Here is a 20,976-nt window from a genome sequence, read left to right as displayed (position 1 = left end):
ACGCGGGCACTCGGGTCGGCGCCCCGCTTTGCCGTCGTGCCGGGGGGCAACATGTCGTCACGCGATCCGGGCGTATCGCAAGCGACGCAACTGCCCCTGCTGGACCGCATGGTCGGAATGGTCGTGCTCGGCGAAGACGACCCGACGTGGCTCCAGCACAAGATCGGATTTAAGAACCCCCGTCATGTCCACCACTACGTCGATGCCGCGCGCTGGGCGCGGCTGATCGATGAGGATGCGATCCGCCCGACCAATCTCGGGCGCCGCTACGTCAGCTCTCGCTTCGAGCCTTACGCGATCCTCGAGGGGGCACGCGGGCGCGCGCTCGTCGAGGAGGTCATGCGCGTGCCTGGCGGCGACGTGCCGACCCCGAACGTCGTCGCGAGCGTCCTGCGGAGCTTCCGCTACAGCCAGGGCACGGTCACTTCGCGGGACGAGGCGACCGACACCCAGCTGCGCCTCCCGCTCAAGGAGGAAGCATGACCGGCCCAATCACCTCGAAGGTCCGCGACTTCCTGATCGGCCGCGGTCCCGCGACGCCCGAGCGCGTTGCGGAGGCCGTCCCCGAGCTCACGGAGGTGGGAGGTTCCGAGCGGGCCCTCTTGCTGATGAGACTCGACCCGACGCTCGAGCGGACAGGCAACCAGATGTGGGTGGCGCGGGGAACGGCGATCACCGACGACAGCCGCGTACGAAAGGCCGTCGAGAAGTTCTTCGACGGCCGCCTCGGTGCTCCACTGACAAGCGCGGTGCGGGCGGTAGCGAACGAAACCAGCTTGCCAGAGCACAAGGTGCGCGAGCTCCTCACCGAGCAGTTCGTCGTGGCGGGCACCAACATTTTCAACCGGCGACGGTAGCGAGAGGACCCATGGCCAAGAGGAAGAACACCACGGACGCGCTCCGCGATGGCGCGCGGGAGAAGCTCTCACAGCTCGGCTACCAGCAGATCAAGGACGACTTCGCGCTCTTCGATCTGCTCGGCGACGGATCCATGTCGGCGACCGCCGAGCTCGTCGCGCTCGACGAGAACGAACCCGTCATCCTCTTCGCCAGCGGCGAGCCCGGCGATGCCTCGCGGCCTGCCGTGCAGGACGACGCGAAGTTCAAGGCCGGCCTCGGCGCCGCCGCCGGTAAGCCGTTTCGCTTCGTCTGGGTATGGGACGACGAGAACGACTTCATCTTCGACGTCGAGAAGGACGCGCAAATCTCGGCGCTGCCGGCCCGGGACGAGTGGAAGACCGTCTCCCGGCCGATCTCCGAGTCCCGCACCCGGCTCGTGCAGGAGGTCTCGGCCGAGTACCACCGTGGCGACTTCCGGGCGATCCAGCGCAAGTTCGATCAGCTGCACGAGGCCATCTACTCGCGCGGCGGCGTCAAGCCCACCAACGCCGCCATCGACGAGCTCGGCAAGTTGCTCTTCCTCAAGGTTCACCTCGAGAAGGCGCCTGGCTACGTGCTCACGAGCGGCGCCGCGAAGGGCAAGCGATTCGCCGACATCTACTCGGCCGACCACGTGCGGGAGCACAAGAAGGACGCGGTCATCCAGCTCAAGGACGCCTTCCGCGAGATCAACAACCTCCCGCAATACAAGGCGACCGACATCACTGGCGAGGTGCACACGATCTTCTCGTACGACGAGCCGCTGCGTCTCGAGAACCCAGAGGTCCTCGCCCTCGCCATCGAGGCCCTCGAGCTCCGCGATCGGGAGGGCAAGCCCATCCGGCTCTCCGTGCCCGACCGCGAGCTCCTCGGCAACGGAGAGAAGGCTCGCGAGATGCGGGCGCACCTCATCCACGAAGACTTGCTGGGCTGGGCCTTCGACGTGTTCCTTCGCGGCAAGTACGCGAGCGACGAAGGGCTCGCGACCTACCTGACGCCTAGCCAGGTCGTGGAGTGCATGGCCCGCATGGTCTTCCACGACATCCCCGACGCGGACCTCTGGGCCCGACGGGGCGACGACGGGCAACGCGAGCGCTGGAACCCCCAAACCGACGAGGAAGCCGCGCTCCCCGCCTTCCTCGTCGGCGACATCTGTTGCGGTACTGGGCGTTTCCCCATCGGCGCGCTGCGCGAGGTGAAGCGGCGCGTGCTCGATGACCGCCACGTCGGCCACTCCGACGACGACAAGCTGCGCTGGCTCTCGCAGATGAAGCGGCACAGCTTCTTCGGCGCCGACCAGGCCGCGGGCTCGATCCAGAAAGCTCGCATCAACATGCTGTTGTACGGCGAGGACCACAGCCAACTGCTGAAGGTCGACGACTCGCTGGTCGACCCGCATCTCGATCGGCTCATCGGGAAGTTCGACCTCATCCTGACCAATCCACCGTTCGGCTCCGGCAAGTACGACGATCCCCGCGGGCTAGCGCGCATGCGCGACGAGGAGCGCGGCCTCGAGCTCGGTTGGTCGTGGACTCCCGGGAACCGGGCGAAGCGGAAGGAGCTCGCCAAGGCCGACCCGGCCTCGCTGTTCATCGACCGCAACCTGCAGCTCCTGAAGCCCGGCGGGCGGCTCCTGATCGTCGTGCCCGACGGCATCCTCTGCAACTCGGGAGACGCCTACATCCGCGAGTACTTCATGGGGACTCAGGATGAGGAGACGGGCGAGTTCCTCGGCGGCAAGGCGATCGTGCGCGCAGTCGTGAGCCTGCCCACCGAGACCTTCTCCATCGCTGGCACGGGCGCCAAGACCAGCTTCCTCTATCTGCAGAAGAAGCGGCACCCGGCCGAGAAGCAGGGGCCAGTCTTCATGGCCGTGGCCGAGCACGTCGGGTATTTGAAGAAGGGCAAGACGGAGGTCCCGGATCCAAGTGGGAACGACCTCGTCTCGATCTCGTCGACGTACGTGACGACTGCGGGAGGGGGGCGATGACGACAACCCCCTCTGCTGTGTGGGTCGGCCCCGCACAGCTTCGTCCGTCTCGACTGGCCGCCGAGTTCTACCGGCAGGAGTACACCGAGCTCGAGAACCAGCTGGACCATTCCGGCCATAAGCTCGTTGTGCTCGGCAAGCTGGGGCGACTCTTCACGGGCCCATTCGGCTCGAAGCTACCCGCATCCCTGTACGACACCCCCAACGGCGTACCGCTCCTCCGGGTGCAGAACATCGGGGATCTATTTCTAAACGAGACGGACCTCGCGCGGATTCCGCTCGAAGTACACGAGGACATCCACCGTTCGAAGCTTGAGCCCGGAGACCTCGCCCTCGCGAAGGCAGGCCGCTTGGGCGCACTGTCCAGGATTCCCGCCCACATTCACGAGTGCAACATCACGCAACACATCGTTGGCGTGAGGGTGCTCGCCGACAAGGTGCGGGAAAGCTACCTAGCTGCCTTCTTCCTTTCTCGCTTCGGGAGCTTTCAGCTCAAGCGTCAAGGTATCGGGACTCTGATCAAGTACCTCGGGATCGAGGAAACGCGCGCTGCGAAGGTGGTCGTTCCCGAACGAGGCGTCCAAGACTACATCGGCGCGAAGGTCGAGTTGGCGGAGCGCTGTCGCGCTGTCGCCTCTCGGGAGGGTGAGAAACTCGGCACGGAACTAGCGACGCTCTATGAGGGCTGTCCTCATGACGCGCTGTCGTCGCTCACTACGATGGTCGCGCCCGCGGAGATCGACGGCTCGCGGCTGGATGCTTGGTACCACCAGCGCCACTTCATCACGCTCACGGAATGGCTGCGCCGGAATCCTGCCTTCGTTCAACTTGGCAAGGTCGCGAGTCTCTCCTCGGACCGGTGGTCACCGGGAGCCCACGGCCAGAGCACGTTCCGTTACATCGAGATCTCCAACGTCGACTCCTCGACGGGTCACGTGTCCCACTCCGAAGTACCGGTCGAGAACGCACCGAGCCGCGCGCGCAAGCTCCTTCGTGGCTTCGACGTGCTCGCCTCGACCGTCAGGCCGAACCGGGGTGCGGTAGGACTCGTGCCGGACTCGCTCGATGGTGCGGTCGCTACGACCGGCTTCGCAGTTGTGCGGCCCGTCAGCAAGACGGACGCGTTCTTCCTGTTGGCGGTACTCCGCCACCCGGCTTCCACGGCTCAGCTGATGCGGTGCAACACGGGCTCTGCCTATCCGGCCATCGAGGAGTCTGTGTTGCCGCAGATCTGGATCCCCGGGGCGAAGCCGGGGACCCGCAAGAGCCTGGGAGCGAGGGAACTCAGGCGCACGACCTTGTTGCAGACCGCGGTCGATCTGGTCGACCAGGCCAAAGCCGACGTCGAAGCGCTGATCGAGGGCACCCTCGACGTGCCGGCAATCCTCGCCGGAACGCTCAAGCCACCGACCGCGGACGACATCCCGGAGCTGGCGGAGGACGACGCATGAAGGTCCTCGGCATCGCTCCCAGCTCGACCGACTTCAAGTGGGCGCTCCTCGATGGCAGCCGGGCTCAACCCCGCGTTCTGCCGCTTCCGTCCACGTCACAGAAGCTGCCCGCCGACGCATGCGAGGGGCACGCGCTGCTGAGCCTTCGTCGGCTGCTCTCGACCTTCCTGGCCGAGCAGGGAGTCGAGCGCATCTGCGTGCTGCAGGTCGGCTCCTCACAGTTTCGAGGGCCGTCGGCTTCGCGCGTCAAGGCGGAGGGGATCGTCCAGCTGGTGGGCGCTGAGCTCGAGCTGGCCGTTGACCTTGTCGCGCCGCAATCTCTCCGCGCACAGGAGAAGCGATTCGCCTCCATCGCGTCTGCTTCTCCCGAGGACGTGTTGAACGGCGGCGCGGACTTCAAGCCGAAGACCTGGCGAGAAGCGGTGCTCGTCGCGTGGTGGGGACTCGACGAATGAGCACGACTCTTCAGGACGTCCAGCAGCTCATCGCTGCGACCGGGAAGTACAGGCTCGAGGCGGAGAACACCGAGGGCGCGAACGCGTACGCCTTCCGTGCGCATCACGTACCCCTCGACCTGCCGGTGTTCCTGAAGGTCCTCTATCCCGATCCGAGCGGCGACCTCTTCGCGGAGCCGCGCCGGCTTGTGGAGGCGACCAGGACAGAGGGCAACGGAAGCAACCTCGTGCGCGTCCACGACGCGCAGCGCCTCGGCGACGACTTCGTCCTCGTTGCCATGGAGTATGTCGACGGCGGCAGCATCCTCTCGCTGCTGAGCGGCGGGCCGCTCCCGATGATGGAGGCCGTCTGCGCGGCGATTGGCATCCTCCATGGGCTCGCGCAGCTTCACCAGGCGCTCCTCGTTCATCGGGACATCAAGCCCGCGAACGTGCTGATCTCGCAGCGACACGGGCGCATCTGGCCGAAGATCACCGACTTCGGGTCGGTCGCGCGACTGGCTCATGCTAGTGCGAGCGTGACCGCCTCGCGCCACAGCGCGCTCTACGTGCCGGCCGAGGGATGGGCGACGCCGAGCCGCTACGACGTGCGGTCGGACCTCTACCAGGTGGGCCTGGTGCTCTTCGAGATGGTGCACGGCGCTCTGCCGTACAACGACGACGCCTACCTGGACCGCGAGGCGAGGAAGGAGCTTCGCGAGTTGGCGGAGGCATCGGGCGGCGTCGACGATTTCGACAGGCAGAAGGTGGTCGACCGTGCGCTGGCCCGGGCCGCGTCCGGCAAAGGCGTGATCTCCTTCGGGCAGATGCAGCCGTACGTGCCCAAGAGCCTGGCGCGCATCGTCAACAAGGCGGTCTCGCCCGACCCCGCCGCCCGATACCAGACGCCGTCCGAGATGATCGGCGATCTCGAAGCGCTCCGGCTGCCCGACTGGAGGCTGGCTCCCTGCGGTGAGCAGTACGCCGCCAACGGATGGTCGGGCTGGGACTGGAGCATCGGGAAGGATCCGAAGAAGCCGGAGCAGTGGGTCGTCCTGCGTTCCCGTCAGGCGGCGACGAACTTCCGCCGGTGGGCCGCGGCCGACAGCGCGCGAGCGGCCTGTCAACTCGTCATGGAGGCTGCCGCATGAGTCTCCCCGCCCGCCCGAGCGACGCGGTCCCGCTCTTCGAGCATCTTGCCCACTGGGGCGAGGTGTCGGCCTACGAGGCCGAGCACCTCGGCGCTGGGCCGTGGGTCTCGGTGTTCGAGAACGCAGGCGCCCTCAAGGCGGTTGACGACGAGCACGATCGTCCGGTGGCCTGGCACCTGACGCCACCCTTCGTGCACCTCCTTGAGTGCGACGCGCAACAGGTCGGGCGTCGTCTGTGCTTCGCGGTCCCCGAGTACCGCGCCTACCTGCTCAGCATCCTCGTCGAGGGGCTGGTCGATGCCGGCCGCGCGGGCATGACCGTGGAGCTCGAGGAGTGGACGAAAGGCGAGCTCGCGCCGCTGCTGGCTGAGCTCAACGCCTTCCTCGCGCAGCTGGAGGGCGGCAAGCGCCTGGTCGATCTCGCGTCGGCGGAGCTCGAGTCCCGCATGACCGGCCTCCCCGAGCGCTCGCGGCCGTTCGCCGCCTGGGACAGCTACGCACTCGGACACTCCGCACGTCCCAAGGGGCTCTTCGAGTTCGCGCTGCGGCGCTTCGGCCCCGCCTGCGTGGCGCTGCCCGTCGCTGTTGAGGCCGCTGCGGTGCTGCGCCCGCTGCCGCTCAATCGAGAGGACGGCTTCGGCCTTGGCAGCGCCTTTATTCCGCAGCCGTGGAACACGCAGCGCTTCGGCGTGCTGAGCGGCGCCCCGATCGTCGATGCGCGTGGCCAGCGCATGTCCGACGAGGACGCGCTCAACGAAGTGCTCTTCGAACATCTCCGTGATGCCGTGGTGGAGCACCCGTTCTACGCCGCGGTGATACACCTGGGCATCTGCGCCTGGCGCTCGCCAGCGTCGACGATGCCCACCGTGGAACTCTACGTGCCCGCGTCTGGCGGCCTGCACGACGTCTCGGTGCTCGTGGACTCCCGCGGGGTCGGCCGCGTGGCCGAGCTGCTCGGCGACCTCGTTCGCGCGCAGGGCTACGCACCCTTCGGCCTCGTCGACGGCCGAGTCTCCGACGAGCTCATGGGCAACCTGCTCCGGAACCTCCTCGAGCTTCGAATCCTGTGCCACCAGGACGAGCTCCTGGTGCTCGACGACGACTACCAGTCGTCACTGATGGCGGCGCGCCTGCGCACCGTGTTCCGGCCCGGCAAGGAGCTGCAGAAGCGCATGGTCGAAGAGCTCGTGCTGCGGGCGTCAGAGGGAGGTGCCGCATGAGGCCTCGCAAGGTCGACCTGGCATTCGACTGGATGCGCAGCCAGCCGCGGCGGGCCTTCCACTACCGGGACGAGGTATGGGCGGCGCTGGCGGAGCTCCATTCGGACGAGTTCGCCGTGAGTGACGATCGCAAGACGCCGTGGTTTTCGCTGCATCGAGACATGACGCAGGACGCCCGTTTCCTTCGAGGTGACAAGGGGATGTTCAAGCTCGTCGAAGGCACCATCGCTGAGGTCACCTCGGCCGAGGTCGCTGCCGTGCCCGACGTGAAGGAACCAAGGGTCTGGATCTTCCAGGCCAATCCCGTGCTCTACCGGATCCTCGAGGCCCTCCAGCACCTCGACCGGATGCAGTTCCTGACCAACCGATACAAGGACCGCATCCACATCGGCGACATCATCCTGCTCTGGATGTCGGGCAATTACGCGGGCATCTACGCCCAGGCTCGTGTGGTGGAGGGCGTCGCGGATCGGAAGTCCGATGGCGCCGATGCAGCATTCTGGGCGGACCCGAGCAGCGGAGCTACGACCAAGCCCCGCGTCGTGCTCGCGATCGAGAAGCGGTTCCTCGGCAACCCACTCCTCAAGACCACCATCGCGGCCAGGAAAGGGCTGGCCAACCTGATGATCCTCCGGCAGCCGAACGGCACCAACTTCCCTGTTGACGCTGGCGCGTGGGAGCTGTTGCGACCGCTCCTGCCTGTCGAGGAGACCCACAAGCCGGCGCGTGAGGTCCTCACGTGGGCGATGAAGCGGGCCAGGGCCGGCAAGATCTACGACGAGAGCTGCAACGAGCTGCTCGAGCGCTTCGTCGCCGAGACGTTCGCCGATGGAGACGAGCACTCCCGGGACGAGATCACAAGCTGGTTCGCAGCGAACTACCCGCTCTTCAAACCGATCACCGTTCAGTGCGACATCGAGAAGTACACGACTAACTTCCGCAGTCGCGTCCACTACAACGCGACGCCAGAGCACGACCTCCTCTTCCGCGTCGACGACGACTGGGCTCGCCTTCGCCTCTACCGACCGGGCGACGATCCCCCGCCGATCCACGACAAGCCTGGCGCGCCGAAGCGCTCGAAGGCCAAGACGTCGACGAAGGCGAAGCAGTTCTCACCCCTCGACCGCAATCGCCGACTGCTCGCGCATCTCGCCACCCTCGGCGAGCTCACGCCGGGTGATCCGGAAGACCTCGGGCTGCATGAGGCGCACTTGAGCGACTGGCTCGACTCGCTGCTGGCGCGTCGTCCCGAGGCACACGTGGTCACCCCGCTCTTCCTTCACCTCATCGACGGAGACGCGGGCCCGTCCGCGTTCACCACCCGGCTCGCGGCGCACTTCATGGGCGAGCACCTCCGGCGACACGCCCCGGAGCCGATTCCGGAGCTCGAGGAGCACGTCTGGGCACGGTTCGGACGTTGGCACCTGACGCAGCCCCACGGCGGCGATCAGAAGACGCACGCCTACCTGAGCGTGCCCATCCGCGAGCCGCGCGACGTGGCGGCCTCAGAGCGACTCGACCTGTTCGCTCAGCTTCCGCCGAAGGTGATCGGGGACCTGATTCGAGAGCCCGAGTTTCTTTCGGAGCAGCAGTCCTGGAGCGCCGACGCGGCGTCGAAGTTGGAGGGGCCGCTCAGCACGCAGCTCCGTCGAAGCTGGAAGCGCCCGTTGCTTCTCAGCACCGTGGAACTGCTCGTGGCCGACGACGGCCAGGTGCTGATCGGCGAGATGGAGCGTACCGACGTGATGGCCCGGAACTACGTCGTCGCCGGCCTACCGCTCTGTCGCCACGGCGAGTGGGAGCCTGCCGCCACGCTCGGTCGCGAGGCCGCCGCAGAGCGACTCTCCCAACACCCCGTCGCGGCCGCGCTCCTTCAGTTCGAGGTTCACCGCCTGTTCGCCGGCCTGGCGGGCGATGTGGCGGCGCTGATCCACGTCGGTGGGGATGTGGCGCATCTCGAGCTCGACGGTGCCGGGCGGGGCCCTCTGTGGCGCCATGTCCGCTCGATGCTCGAGCAGGTCGGCTACTGGCCGGTGGGGGCCAGCACCCAGGATTCGCTCTGGGCCGGCGCCGTCCACGTGATGCTGAAGAACCTCGAGCTGCTCGATGTGTTCGAGCACGACGGCGACGTGCTGCGTCTGACCGACGACTACCAATCCAAGATCAAGGCTCATCCGGGACACCTGCAGAACCGGGGCGAAAAGCCCTACCGCGTTCGCCTGTCGCAGTTCCTGGCGACTTTCCACGGAGGACAGGCATGAACACGCCGTTGGTGCGCATCGCGCTTCCCAAGCTGTTTCTATGGAGCGAGGCGGCTCGCATCCAGGAGTACCCGGAGGCGGCGGCCCGTGCGGAGCCAGGCCGCGTCTATTCACGGGCCGATCTCGAGCGCGTGGTCTTCGACATCGCTCCCACGATGCAGTTCAGGGGCGGGGCGCCGCGCGGCAAGGGGACCGACGGCGTCATCAACACGTACGGGATGGAGCGCAGCGGCGCCCGCTACCGCATCAACGGGATCAGCCTCTTCGAGCGGGTCGACAAGGGCCTCCGGGCCACCGCGGAAGGCGTCGCGCTGGGGAAGGCATTTCGCGAGGCGGACGCTGACGTCGACTGGGCTCGCGCCCTCGCGAAGCAGCTGCTTCGACGTGAGCCTCGCACGCGCTTGGTGATCGGGCTTTGCCTTGCGGGCTGGCAGCTGGGAGTCGAGGCGCCGGGCGGTATCCCCACGGGCGCGTTGTCGCTCACGTCGCCCGAGGGCGATGTACTCGAGATCGCACAGCGCAACTGCGACGGCTTCAACACGCTGCTGCGCGACAACGCCGAGCTCGCCCTCGGGTCGCGTTGGCGCGCTGACCTTTCGGCTCTGGGCGAAACTGCGGCGGTCGTGTGGGAGGGCGTCCAGGGTGGAACACCCTCGACGAACGACCTCCCGACCGCGCTCAAGAAGGCCCTGGCCGTGTTCTTCCACATCCGAGCCTTCGATGGTGGCCCCTCGACCTGGGGCCTGGACGCCGGTGGACTCGCTGGTGCGCTGGCGGTGGAGAACCTCGTCGAGCTCGGATTCGAGGACGCAGCGCCTGCGCGGCTGACCGACGACGAGGCGTTCGCCCGGGCGCTTCGCGATTGCGCGGACGCCGAGGGCTTTCTCATCGTGAGTCAGCTCGGCGAGCGCTTCGGCGAGCTCCTTCAGGTGCCGGACGAGGATCGAGCCGTCGTCCTCGACAGCTACATCCGGACGGCGATGTATCACGAGCAGCTGCGATTGCTCGACCGTCACCCAGGACAGCCCCGCATGGGACGAGGGCTGTTCGGCGAGCCCGGCGCACGTCGCGTCCGCATCGACTTCACGCCCCTCTACAAGACCATGAACGTCGAGACTGCGGAGCAGACCCCCACGGGTTCCTCCAGGGAGATGCAGGGAGAAGACCGATGACCATCACCAAACCGTGGGCCGCCAAGGGGGTCGCACTCTATCCGCCTTCCTTCTCCATGGTGGGCCAGAACCAGGTGTTCAACGCACTCCACCAATTCCGCCGATCCTTCTGGGACGGTGCCGCGAACGACATCGCCGGCTTCTTCATCGCGTTCGGCGACTGGGGTCTGGGCAAGACACGGCTTGGCTACGAGCTCATCGCGGAAGCGACGGGCCGCGTCGACCGGTGGCTACTCAACAAGAACGAGTACGTCATCCCACCCTTCCATCAGCCAGACAAGAAGCCGCGTGTGCTCGAGCCGGCGCTGCAGGATGGCATCCTGCCGCTCTACATCCGCTACAGCACCGTGTGCGACGACGCGCTCGACGCTGCGACGTGGGTGGCTCGCCTGGCGGTCGAAGCCCTGCGGCACACGTTGCGCGCCGACCCTGCCGCTGGCGGGCCGCGGGACCTCTACGAGGACCTCAAGGCGGCGATGCAGGCCAAGGGCGTGAACCTGAAGGCGCTTTCGCTCGTCGACGACGACACGCGATCGTTCGAGGACCGGCTTCGCGATGCGAAGAAGGTCTTGGGTGATGCTGGCCTGAACCACCTCTGGATCATCGTCGACGAGGTCGAGACGCCCGGTGACCTGAAACGGGGCCTTCGCGAGGACACGCAGACCAAGGTCGACGACGAGTACCTCCTGATGGTCTCGGAGGTCATCAAGCACGAGAACTGGCGAAACCAACATCCGGACGTGAACTTTCTGCTGCTCTGCAGCGTGGGCATGCGCGACCAGATCCATATCGGTCCGAACCTGCGCCGAGCGAGCTCGGTCACGATCGAGCCGAACCAACTGACCGACGTGCAGAGCTACGTCGACCACATCAAGGGCGGCCTGGTCGACCCGCACGCCGTCGAGTACCCGGTGGGGACGCTCGAGGGCGCGTTCCTTTCGGCCAACCGGAACTTCGGCTGGCTGAACGTGATCATGTCGTCCATCCACGAGACGTACGCCCGGCACATGGAGCGCGGCTACCGCTCGAGCGCGTGGGAGCTCCTGAAGGACTTCGCCAAGACCGATGCCCGGGCCAAGCATATCTTCAACGACGGCGCCGTCCTGCCCCTGCTCGGCAAGGTAACCGGGGTCCCCAAGCAGGAGCTGGAGCGGCTCGTGTACGGCCAGCTACCGGCTCCGGTCGGCGGGGCGGCGAAGGCGGCGTTGACCGAGGAGATGGCCGATGCGTTGCTCGCCCACGAGGTCGCGGGCCGCGGACACGCCTTCGCGGAGCTCTTTCAGGTTCACATCGACGAGCGCGCGCTCGCGAACGAGCTGACCCGTCCCGAGTTCGGCTTCAAGGCAAAGGAAGGGAAGACGGACACGTACTTCACCCCGACCTGCGAGGTGTCCGTCGTCGGACTGCTCGAGGCATTGCGCGCGTTCTCCGTTGCGGTCGGGGGAGCCCCGGGCGCCGCTGGTGACTTCGTCGTCTACGCCGACCTGGAGCAATGGGGCGAGCAGCTGGCGGCGCTCTACCCGCGAGAGGGCATCGAGTTCGCGGCCGAGTCGCTCCACCGCATCTTCTCGAAGCCGGAGTACCGGGTCGACGGGACCCGGTTCATCGGGATGTCGTTCCGGCTCTGGCGCGAGTTCAACAAGCTCCTGGTCTCGGCGGCTGAGAGCGTTCGCTTCTTCAGGGATGGCAAGTACGAGGCTTCGCTCGACGAGTACGTCCGCGGCGTCAGTCAGACGAGGGCGAAACGCGGGACGGCGATCTGCCTTGGCCTCGCGAAGCTCCTCGACGACCACCTCAAGGATGAGGCTACCAAGCGCGTCTCGGGGCTTAAGGACGTTCCGCACAAGGCGCTCACCTCCGCGTTCGGCTCGCCGTCGCTCGACGGGCTTCGGGTCACGCCGGATGGTCGGTGCACGGTCGTGTACTGCCTGGACGCGCAGCAGACCCTCGACAAGCTACGCGCCTACATCGGCCTCGAGCGGGTCCACCCGATCCTCGTCCTGTTCCCGGCAGGCGCGGACGTGGCCTCGTTCGAGCAGCAGCTCGATGCGTCGCCGGCCCTTCGCCGCTGCGTACTGACGCGGCGCCTCGTGTCGCAGGAGGAGGAGTTCCTTCTCAAGTACTCGGGCCGGGGCTCCGCCTACAACGCCCACGAGGCACGCCTGAGCAAAGTCGCGAAGGGGCTCGAGGGTTCCTACCGCGACGAGTGGCAAGCGAAGAGCCGGGAGTGGGCGAACGGCCTCCGCAAGACCGGCTACCTCCTCGCGCCCATCTGGAGCCGCAAGACCGGCAACAACACGGCCGATTTCGCGAAGGGCTACCGCTACATGTTGGCGACCGACTGCTCGCTCGATGCAGCCGTCGACACGGCCGGTGGACCTCTGAACAACGTGGAGTTTGAAAACTGCCGACAGGCGGCGAAGAAGAACATCGATGCACCTGCCGCGTGGAAGTACGGCGACCTCCTGGGCGTGCTGACGACCGACGGCAGCCTGCTCCCGAAGGTGCCCCGGTGCTTCTTCGCGCTCCTCCAAGAGCTCAAGACGCAGTCGGCGGTGAGCAAGCTCGCCAACAGCTTCTTTTTCGCGGTGCCCGACAGCGAGATGAAGGCACCGCAGCAGCTCGAGCAGATCCTCGAGGTGCTCATCGGCATCGGGCTCGTCCGCAAGAAGAACGACCTCTACAAGGCCGTCGACCGGACGATGCTCGAGAGCCGCCGCCAGTCGGCGTCGGCCTGGCTCGAGGGGGAGTGCAAGGACTCGGTCAAGACGCTCACCGACCTGTTCCCCACACAGGCCAGCATTCTGCTGAGCAACAACTACCCCACAGCCAAGCAGCAACTGGCGACGGCGGAAGAGCAGATCGAGCAGGTGAGCTCGGACCACCTGACCGCCGACATCGACAGCCTGACCGAGGGATCGCTCAAGACGGTCGTCGCTCAGGTCCTCGACATCGAGGAGCGCATCCTCGGTGTGTGCCCGCTTGAGATAGGCGAGACGACGCTCCACTTCGACTGCTCGCCGGCGCGAATCCTGTCCTACGAGACCCGGTATCCGACGCTCTCGCTGTGGGAGCGCGTCGCCTTCCTGGCGTGGCTGAAGAAGGCGTTCCTGGAAACTCGGGACGAGATGATCGAGGAGATCGACCATCTGCTAGGCGAGGCGGCCACGCTCGATGAGGCCGAGGGCCACCCCTTCCCCATCGCCTCGGTCACGCTGCCGCTCAAGGCCATCAAGTCCGAGCTCGAGAACGCGGTGAAAGGGACCGCCGCGGCAGGCACGCAGACGCGGATGGCGACGATCCCGGTCGCGTCGTACACGCTGATGATCGACCAGTACCTGGTCAGCTCGCAGTACGAGTACGCGTGGAAGCGCATGGACGCGCTGAAGGACCTGATCAGCAAGGAGCAGCCCGGTAGCTTCTTCGCGCAGTTCAAGAAGCTCCATGAGCAGTGGGCGAAGGCGGTTAAGGACTACAAGGCCGCCGCCTCCGCGTGGCAGTCGCTGGGCGACTTCACGGCCGACGCTCCGCAACCGGTACAGGCCTCGCTCAACCCGCTCAAGCTCGAGGTCCAGAAGTTCCGCGGCCTTGTGGAGGGAGGCCTGAAGCAGCAGGTGCAATCGCTGATCGATCAAGTGGCGGAGACCGAGCTCTTGAAGAGCTTGGAGACCGAGGTCGTCGCGACCGAGCAAGCGGTCCAGGGGCTCCCGCAGCGGGTCACAGAGAAGCTCGACGAGCTCAAGACGGGACTCCGGCAGGTGATCCGGCAGAAGGAACTGCGCGCGCTCAACCGGGTTTTGAAGTCGAACGGGAAGCCGGCCAAGGCGGAGCCGACGCTGGCTGCGACCTTCGGGACCACGAAGGCGCGCTACGAGGCGTTCAACAGCGAGGTCTCCCAGGAGGGCGCAGGTTTCTTTGAGGGCGCTGGCAAGGACGTCCACTTCGGTCTGTGGGTCGATATTTCCGGCGACCTGGAGGCCGGCTCCTACGACGAAGACCAGCACCCGGACCACGCCGACGCGATTCGCGAGCTCAAGGAGATGAAGCTCGTCCGCTCGAAGTTGGAGCTCCGATGAAAGCGCGCATCGTCGAAGCACAGGCTGACCTGTTCGAGGTCGGCGTCCTCTCGCAGACGGCAGAGGTCGAGAGCGTTCCCATGGATCGACTCCTGGCTGATCCGTCGGGGCCTCCGCTCATCGTCGTCGGTGGGTTGCTGGATGCCGAGCGCCTCGTCGACATGCGCAAGCTATCGTCCGCGCTCGCGCGGTCGCGGGTCGCCGTCATCGCCGTGCCGCCGTTCACGGATCTGGACCTCGGCCGCTACTTCAAGACGCCGGTCCAGCTGGGAGCCCGACGCCGCGCCGCGGATTCGGTTGCTCGCATCACCGACGGTGCGCTCGAGGAGGTCCTCGGCGGAGGGGTGAAGGTCCGGTCGGACCACTTCTTCGACACAGCGCTCGGCGCAGGTGTGCTCGCCGTGGATGCCCAGAACAAGCCCGTGCTCCTCCGGTACCAGGCGACCAACACCGCGGGTCCGGTGTTCTTCTCCGCGCTCCAGCTGCTTACCTACACGGCGCTGACCGACGAGGCGCATCGCCAGAGCCTGCTTGGGCACCTCTTGTCGTGGACTCCGTCGGTCACGGCGGAGGCCAGGGAGACCGCACGGCAGCCGCCCCACCCGCCGAAGGCCGAGACAGTCGGCGAAGGGGTGCTCGTCCCCGTTGCGCTGCTCCTTGCGGCCAGCGGCCCACAGACAGCGGAGCTCCTGCGATCTCGAGCCGGGGCGCTCCTTGGCGTGGACCTGAGTGCCAATGACGTCGGTCGAGCCCTCGAGGAGCTCACACGTCAGGGGCTCGCGGCCTCCGGCGCGTCGGCACCGAGCGATCGCGGGGCTCTCGTCCGGTTTCTCGAGCAGCGCGGGATGCACCCGTACCTGCGTGAGCTTGGGGCCCTGCTCGCCTCAGAGGAGACGACGACATGAAGAGCATCGAGCTGGCTCGCGCACTCGCCGCGGCAATGAGCCTGCGGCTTCCTGGCACCGCCGGGAAGATCGCCAACAAGATGCGGTACATCGACTCGAAGGCCCCGCTCTTCGTGCGTGGCGGCATCATCCGCAGCGTCGAGTCGCGCCGGTTCGATCGCGTCTACGCCGTCGGAGTTTCCTCCAAGAGCCGGAGCATGCCCGCCCTGGGCGGCATTCTCTACGGAGCCGCGGCGCTCCGCCACGACATCGTCGTGTCTGGCAACCAGGTGACGGAGGGCTTCCAGGACAGCCGCGTCGACATCAATGACATGAACTTCCTGGACGCGTCCGAGCGACTTGCATGGAAGGAGTACATCCTCGTCTACCAGCTCCTGACGGACCTGCTGGATTCGGATACGAAACCGGATGTCATCTTCGTCGACATCCCGCTCCTTGTCCCGCGTGCCGAGCAGAGTCTCAGCCTCGCCGAGCCCGACGTCGAGGAGGAGTGGCGCGAGCTGATCGAGGTGATGGAGGCGTTCTGGCAGCGGTTCCTGCCGTCCATCTACCCGAACGACCCGAACGGTCCGTTCCTCGTCTCGCTTCAGTCGCGCCGCGACCTCAACGCCGCCGTCTTGAACGCGCTCCGTGAGAAGGGACTGGCGGGTTCCCCCGAGGCGATCGGCAGCGAAGCGCTGGACCTTGTGCAAGGCGAGTGGGTGCAGCTGCGGCGGGTCGGTGTTCTCCGCTTCCTCCGTGGTGCCCTGCGCGCAGGGCATCGGACGGCCGCCTACTACTACGAAGCGCTGGGACGCCAGATGAAGCGCTTCGAGCCTCGGACGGTCGCGAACCACGGGCTCATCGGCTTTCACATCCAGGTCGGCCTCAGAACGCCGATCTGGAAGATCGAGACCGTCGGTGCTCCGGGGCAGTGGGACTCCGAGGCCCTCGACAGGCTGGCCAGCATCACCGCCTTCCTGACGCTGAACGACAACCCGCGGATGAAGCCGCTGCCGCTCTGGTACGCCGAACAGCTCGTGGTGATGCCGCGCGAGGTCCTGTCCAACTACCTTCGTTCGACCCTGGGCATGCTCAAGGACCGTGCCGTTGATCGAGCCTGGCTCGAGGGCGTCGACACCATGGATGAGGAGTGAGCATGTTCCGAGACGACGACAACTACATTGGCAAGCTGGTCGGCAATACCGGGGAACCCAACAAGCTGACGATCGCGCTGCGTACGAGCTTCTCGGCGCGGCGTGGGGAGTTCGTGCGGGTCGCGCACCAGGAGCGCGAGTCGGAATCGCTGCTTGACGTGCTGGGCCGCATCGTGGGGCTCTCGCGGTCGAACATCCTGTTCAGCCCAGCGCTCGGCGAAGGGATCAGTGAAGTCGAGCTGCTGCCGCAGTCGCGGCTCTCGGGCGAGACCGTGTACGCGACGCTCGAGCTGGTCGGCTACAAGGATCCGTTCACCGGCGAGATCCGGATACCCCGACGGCCCCTGACGCCGGGGACGAAGGTTTATGGAGTCGACTACGCGTTCCTCACGAGCTTCTACGAGTTTTCCGAGGACACCAGCATCCATCTGGGCAACCTCGTCGGCTACGAGAAGGGAGAGAACATCGTCCCGGTCTTCCTCGACGCGAACACCTTGGTGACCGAGCACCTCGCCGTGCTTGCGATGACCGGTTCGGGGAAGAGCTACACTGTCGGGCGCGTCATCGAGCGGCTGGTCTCGCAGCTCAACGCGTCGGTCGTGGTCTTCGACCCGCACGGCGAGTACGGCAAGGCCTTCCGAGCTGGCAAGCTCAACTTCAACGACCGGCTCGACAACGTCGAGGATCCTCGGGACCGGCAGAAGCTCGCGGAGATCCAAGATGCCCTCCAGCAGCTGCAGGATCGCGGGGGCGGCATCAAGGTCTACACGCCGCAGCTGCGAAGCTTCGACGAGAGATATGCGGGGAAGAACACGCGCCTCGCTCTCCAGCTCGACCACTTCGACGTGGATGAGTTCTCCGGTGTGCTCCCTGGACTAACGGAGCCGCAGCAGCGGGTGCTCGACGTCGCGCTCCGCTACTGGAAGGAGAACATCGACGAGCCTCGCGACATCCAGGAGCTCTTCGCGGTCCTCGATGATCTCGACCGCCTGAAGGAGTGGGTGGCGGAGTCCGGCAGCCAGGGCGAGGCCAATGCGCTCCGCGGAGGGAGCGCCAACATCGCCGCCATCCGCCTTCGGCGCATGATCAACGAGGCCCAGAGCTTCTACTCGCGCGCGGCCGGTGAGCCGTTCGACGTCTACGAGATGGTCGGCGACGACAATGCCGAGGCCGGACGGCTCTGCATCATCGACCTCCAAGGGCTCTCGAACACGGCGCGGCAGGTCATCGTTGCGCTCATCTCGAGCGAGCTGATGAAGGCGGCGGCCGACAAGCAGCGCCCGACCCGACCGGTGTTCATTGTCTACGAGGAGGGGCACAACTTCGCGCCCGCCGGCGAGGCTGCGATCTCGAAGAACATCATCAAGCGCATCGCGGCCGAGGGCCGGAAGTTCGGCGTGGGCTTCGCCATCGTCAGCCAGCGCCCGAGCAAGCTCGACTCCGACGTGACGAGTCAGTGCAACACCATCGTCGCGATGCGCATCAAGAACCCGGACGACCAGCGGTTCATCCAGAAGACCTCCGACTACTTCTCTGCAGCGGACCTGGCGGAGCTCCCGACGCTGTCGACCGGTGAGGCGCTGATCTGCGGACGGGCGATCATCGCGCCGCTCGTCGTGAAGGTCGGCACCAAGGCGCTCGTCCACGGCGGTGAGTCACCGCGCGTGTGCGAGCGCTGGGGGAGGTCGGGAGGATGATGGGTGACCGCTCCACATCACCGGCGGACCTGGTGTTCGACGGGCTCACCAACCGCGAACTGCTGGTCGAGCACTTCCCGATGCTGCTGTCGGGGATCCCGGACATCGGGCTCACGGTGCACTCGCACTTCCTCACGGTCCTGGCCACCGCGGGGCAGTCGCAGGGCTACTCCGCCGTGGCGGAGTGCCCGATCTGGTGGGCCCGCGACAACGGCCTCGGGGACGTGCGCGCGGACTCCGTGTGGTTCGAGAAGCACTCGGGCGAAGCCTCGCTCGCGTTCGAATTCGAGAGGTTCGAGCGCGGTGACGAGGGGAAGCTGCGGGGCAAGGTCGAGAACCTCGCGATCGCGTCGACCGCGTCCCCGAACTTGAAGCTGTGTGTCCTGATCTACTGGGTGCGCAGCGGCTCGGCTCCACGCAGCATGGACGCCATCATTGCAACTTACCGCGAAGGGTTCAGGCGTCGTGGCAGTGACGTGGATCCGGCACGGACACCGTTGATGATCATCAAGTGCGTGATGCGCCCCGCTCCCGATTCTGGACGTCTCGTGTTCGGCGAGTTCCTGCGCGATGAGCGCAATGAGCGGCTCGCCTTGGGGAGGGCGTAGTCATGGCGCTGATCGTGTTCCGCGGCGAACCCAGCGAGGAGCTGGGCGATCGGTTTCGCTTGCTAGCCGAGCTCGGCAAAGGGAGCTTCGGCGAGGTGTGGCAGGCGCGGAGACTGAAGGATGGTGCCACGGTCGCGATCAAGATTCCGAAAGACCAGGAGAAGGGCGAGGAGGTGCTTCGCAAAGAGTCAGACATCATCAGGGAAATCCGTCACCCGAACATCGTTCGCGTCCACGGCTTCCACAACATCAGCGAGCTCTTCGTGATCGAGATGGAGTTCGTCGATGGCTACGACCTGGCGAAGGTCCTCGACAGCGTCAGTACGCGGGCGCCGCTCACCTTTGAACAGATGCTGGAGTGGACGATGCAGATCCTCGACGGTCTTGCTGCCGTCCACGCTGCGAACATCTCGCACAACGACCTGAAGCCGCAGAACATCCTCGTCGACAAGGCGTCCGGGGCAGCGAAGATCACCGACTTTGGGTCGAGCCGCCGGCTCGAGGATGTGTGGGTTTGGACCAAGCGCCACGGCACGGAGGCGTACATGGCCCCGGAGGTGGCGCTCGAGGGGAAGCGCGCCCGGGACGTCAGCGACATCTACTCGATCGGCGTTCTCCTCTACGAGATGGCCACGGGACGGTTGCCCTACTCGAGCCCGCATCAGCTGCTGACCGGCGTGCAGATCGCCAAGCCTCGTGAGGTCAACCGCGATGTGCCTGCCGATCTCGAGGACGTAATCCTTCGCGCGATGGCGTGGCGGCCCGAGAACCGTTTTCAGAACTGCGGGTCGATGCGCGCCGCCGTGCAGGCATGCCTTGACCGGTTGCGCGCTGAGGCGGCGACGGCGGCCGTGCCGGCTCGCTCGGAGCCCAGCCGGCTCGGCTTCCAGCCGCCCTCGTCGAGTCCGCTCTACTACCTCGAACTGGCCAAGCAGCGGCTCGCCGAGGGCGACGCTCAAGGTGCCCTGGAGGCGGCGGAGGCCGCTGTCGATCGGAGCGACGGCCATCCTCAGTACCTGCGGATGCTTGGCGGCATCTGTATGCGACTGGGGTACGACCGCAAAGCGGCCGAAGCGTACGAGCAGCTGCTCGTTGCCTTCGATCGTGGCTACCCGGTCGAGGGTCAGCAGCGACGCGACGTGCTCGAGCGACTCGGTCAGCTGTACACCAGCCTCCAGCGGTACGGCGACGCGGTGGCGATCTACGAGCGCCTTGTGGACGCCGTAAACCGGCCGTACTCGCGATTCCGGCTCGCCGTCGCGGCGGGACTTGATGGCGACTACGGGCGCGCGATCCAGTTGCTCGAGACCGTTCGAGCGGAGCGGCCGGATGCCGTCGTCGTCTACTCCAAGCTCGGGTGGGCGCACGCCCTCAACGGGAACGATCGCCTCGCTCTCAGCTTCTACAACCAGGCCCTGGCACTTGACGCCTTCGACCTGTTCAGTCTCTTCGAGCTCGGGAAGTACTACTTCATGGTCGGTGATCGGCGACGCGCCCGGGAGTACTTTGAGCGAGTCATGGACGCGGACAAGCAGGGCTTCTACGGCGACCGCGTCCGCGAGCTCACGAGCCCGACAGCCTGAGCTCCGCCCACAGATCGCGCTGGTCCTGTGCCTGGCGGCTGATCGACCGGCAGAAAGGGGCTGGATGAGGTTCCCCTCGTAGCGTGAAGGCCGTAGTTGCAGGGGAGGTTGGGTCTGGCAGAGAAGCGTCAGCGGTACGACGCGGAGTTCCGCGACGGGGCCGTGCGGATTGTCACCGAGACCGGGAAGAACCTCGCCTAGGCCGTTTCTTTCGGATCATCTCGCTGACCAGATGAAGATGGCGGCGAGGTGGAGTCCGGTGAGGTAGATGGTGGCGGTCTTGTCGTAGCGGGTGGCCAGGCCGCGCCATTGCGTGAGCTTGTTGATGCAGCGTTCGACGGTGTTCCGCTGCTTGTAGGCCTCGCGGTCGAAGGCCGGTGGCCTGCCGCCTCGGCTGCCGAGCCGTTTGCGGT

At 66.4% G+C, this 20,976-nt stretch carries 15 protein-coding genes and 1 pseudogene; 15 read left to right on the top strand and 1 reads right to left on the bottom strand.

Annotated elements, in window-relative coordinates:
- Positions 1 to 51: 51 nt before the first annotated feature.
- Genes ADK86_RS42105 through ADK86_RS05285 form a run of 15 tightly spaced genes read left to right on the top strand, consistent with a single transcriptional unit; the run spans position 52 to position 20,563 of the window.
- Entirely contained in the window at positions 52 to 483 is a 432-nt protein-coding gene (locus tag ADK86_RS42105; protein ID WP_234345721.1) for a hypothetical protein, read from the top strand.
- Positions 480 to 857, top strand: a complete 378-nt coding sequence (locus ADK86_RS42100) for a hypothetical protein (protein ID WP_053695539.1) — start codon at positions 480 to 482, stop codon at positions 855 to 857. The genes ADK86_RS42105 and ADK86_RS42100 overlap by 4 nt, the downstream gene beginning before the upstream one ends.
- Positions 858 to 868: 11 nt before the next feature.
- On the top strand, positions 869 to 2,869 hold the full coding sequence (locus ADK86_RS05345; protein WP_053695538.1) for an HsdM family class I SAM-dependent methyltransferase: 2,001 nt from the start codon (positions 869 to 871) through the stop codon (positions 2,867 to 2,869).
- The gene (locus ADK86_RS05340) at positions 2,866 to 4,320 is read left to right on the top strand and encodes a hypothetical protein (RefSeq protein WP_053695537.1); all 1,455 of its coding nucleotides are present in this window, start codon (positions 2,866 to 2,868) and stop codon (positions 4,318 to 4,320) included. The genes ADK86_RS05345 and ADK86_RS05340 overlap by 4 nt, the downstream gene beginning before the upstream one ends.
- Positions 4,317 to 4,775: a hypothetical protein gene (locus ADK86_RS05335; protein WP_053695536.1), complete on the top strand. Its 459-nt coding sequence runs from the start codon at positions 4,317 to 4,319 to the stop codon at positions 4,773 to 4,775. Before ADK86_RS05340 ends, ADK86_RS05335 begins: the two co-directional genes overlap by 4 nt.
- Complete coding sequence (locus tag ADK86_RS05330) at positions 4,772 to 5,905, top strand: serine/threonine-protein kinase (RefSeq protein WP_053695535.1); 1,134 nt, start codon at positions 4,772 to 4,774, stop codon at positions 5,903 to 5,905. Before ADK86_RS05335 ends, ADK86_RS05330 begins: the two co-directional genes overlap by 4 nt.
- On the top strand, positions 5,902 to 7,125 hold the full coding sequence (locus ADK86_RS05325) for a hypothetical protein (protein ID WP_053695534.1): 1,224 nt from the start codon (positions 5,902 to 5,904) through the stop codon (positions 7,123 to 7,125). The genes ADK86_RS05330 and ADK86_RS05325 overlap by 4 nt, the downstream gene beginning before the upstream one ends.
- On the top strand, positions 7,122 to 9,386 hold the full coding sequence (locus tag ADK86_RS05320; protein ID WP_053695533.1) for an EVE domain-containing protein: 2,265 nt from the start codon (positions 7,122 to 7,124) through the stop codon (positions 9,384 to 9,386). The genes ADK86_RS05325 and ADK86_RS05320 overlap by 4 nt, the downstream gene beginning before the upstream one ends.
- Positions 9,383 to 10,558 carry a hypothetical protein gene (locus ADK86_RS05315; protein WP_053695532.1) on the top strand — a complete coding sequence of 392 codons (1,176 nt, stop codon included), beginning with the start codon at positions 9,383 to 9,385 and terminating at the stop codon, positions 10,556 to 10,558. The genes ADK86_RS05320 and ADK86_RS05315 overlap by 4 nt, the downstream gene beginning before the upstream one ends.
- Positions 10,555 to 14,634 (top strand): hypothetical protein, encoded by a 4,080-nt coding sequence (locus tag ADK86_RS05310; RefSeq protein ID WP_053695531.1) that lies wholly within the window; start codon positions 10,555 to 10,557, stop codon positions 14,632 to 14,634. The genes ADK86_RS05315 and ADK86_RS05310 overlap by 4 nt, the downstream gene beginning before the upstream one ends.
- The gene (locus ADK86_RS05305; protein ID WP_053695530.1) at positions 14,631 to 15,539 is read left to right on the top strand and encodes a hypothetical protein; all 909 of its coding nucleotides are present in this window, start codon (positions 14,631 to 14,633) and stop codon (positions 15,537 to 15,539) included. The genes ADK86_RS05310 and ADK86_RS05305 overlap by 4 nt, the downstream gene beginning before the upstream one ends.
- On the top strand, positions 15,536 to 16,675 hold the full coding sequence (locus tag ADK86_RS05300; RefSeq protein WP_053695529.1) for a hypothetical protein: 1,140 nt from the start codon (positions 15,536 to 15,538) through the stop codon (positions 16,673 to 16,675). Before ADK86_RS05305 ends, ADK86_RS05300 begins: the two co-directional genes overlap by 4 nt.
- A 2-nt stretch (positions 16,676 to 16,677) precedes the next feature.
- Entirely contained in the window at positions 16,678 to 18,372 is a 1,695-nt protein-coding gene (locus ADK86_RS05295; protein WP_053695528.1) for a helicase HerA-like domain-containing protein, read from the top strand.
- Positions 18,369 to 18,980 (top strand): hypothetical protein, encoded by a 612-nt coding sequence (locus ADK86_RS05290; protein ID WP_159393779.1) that lies wholly within the window; start codon positions 18,369 to 18,371, stop codon positions 18,978 to 18,980. Before ADK86_RS05295 ends, ADK86_RS05290 begins: the two co-directional genes overlap by 4 nt.
- A 2-nt stretch (positions 18,981 to 18,982) precedes the next feature.
- Positions 18,983 to 20,563 (top strand): serine/threonine-protein kinase, encoded by a 1,581-nt coding sequence (locus tag ADK86_RS05285; RefSeq protein WP_053695526.1) that lies wholly within the window; start codon positions 18,983 to 18,985, stop codon positions 20,561 to 20,563.
- Between the two features lie 216 nt (positions 20,564 to 20,779).
- Here the strand turns inward: ADK86_RS05285 and ADK86_RS05280 are convergent.
- Positions 20,780 to 20,976: pseudogene (locus ADK86_RS05280) on the bottom strand (IS5/IS1182 family transposase); the annotation flags it as partial.

This window comes from Streptomyces sp. NRRL F-5755 (genome assembly GCF_001279365.1).
Classification (GTDB): domain Bacteria; phylum Actinomycetota; class Actinomycetes; order Streptomycetales; family Streptomycetaceae; genus Streptomyces; species Streptomyces rimosus.
Note: the sequence above shows the minus strand (reverse complement) of the source record. Positions and strands in the feature narration are given on the sequence as shown.

Coding starts and splice junctions, on each gene's coding strand:
- ADK86_RS42105 (WP_234345721.1), top strand. CDS start 52: ATGTCGTCACGCGATCCGGGCGTATCGCAAGCGACGCAACTGCCCCTG.
- ADK86_RS42100 (WP_053695539.1), top strand. CDS start 480: ATGACCGGCCCAATCACCTCGAAGGTCCGCGACTTCCTGATCGGCCGC.
- ADK86_RS05345 (WP_053695538.1), top strand. CDS start 869: ATGGCCAAGAGGAAGAACACCACGGACGCGCTCCGCGATGGCGCGCGG.
- ADK86_RS05340 (WP_053695537.1), top strand. CDS start 2,866: ATGACGACAACCCCCTCTGCTGTGTGGGTCGGCCCCGCACAGCTTCGT.
- ADK86_RS05335 (WP_053695536.1), top strand. CDS start 4,317: ATGAAGGTCCTCGGCATCGCTCCCAGCTCGACCGACTTCAAGTGGGCG.
- ADK86_RS05330 (WP_053695535.1), top strand. CDS start 4,772: ATGAGCACGACTCTTCAGGACGTCCAGCAGCTCATCGCTGCGACCGGG.
- ADK86_RS05325 (WP_053695534.1), top strand. CDS start 5,902: ATGAGTCTCCCCGCCCGCCCGAGCGACGCGGTCCCGCTCTTCGAGCAT.
- ADK86_RS05320 (WP_053695533.1), top strand. CDS start 7,122: ATGAGGCCTCGCAAGGTCGACCTGGCATTCGACTGGATGCGCAGCCAG.
- ADK86_RS05315 (WP_053695532.1), top strand. CDS start 9,383: ATGAACACGCCGTTGGTGCGCATCGCGCTTCCCAAGCTGTTTCTATGG.
- ADK86_RS05310 (WP_053695531.1), top strand. CDS start 10,555: ATGACCATCACCAAACCGTGGGCCGCCAAGGGGGTCGCACTCTATCCG.
- ADK86_RS05305 (WP_053695530.1), top strand. CDS start 14,631: ATGAAAGCGCGCATCGTCGAAGCACAGGCTGACCTGTTCGAGGTCGGC.
- ADK86_RS05300 (WP_053695529.1), top strand. CDS start 15,536: ATGAAGAGCATCGAGCTGGCTCGCGCACTCGCCGCGGCAATGAGCCTG.
- ADK86_RS05295 (WP_053695528.1), top strand. CDS start 16,678: ATGTTCCGAGACGACGACAACTACATTGGCAAGCTGGTCGGCAATACC.
- ADK86_RS05290 (WP_159393779.1), top strand. CDS start 18,369: ATGATGGGTGACCGCTCCACATCACCGGCGGACCTGGTGTTCGACGGG.
- ADK86_RS05285 (WP_053695526.1), top strand. CDS start 18,983: ATGGCGCTGATCGTGTTCCGCGGCGAACCCAGCGAGGAGCTGGGCGAT.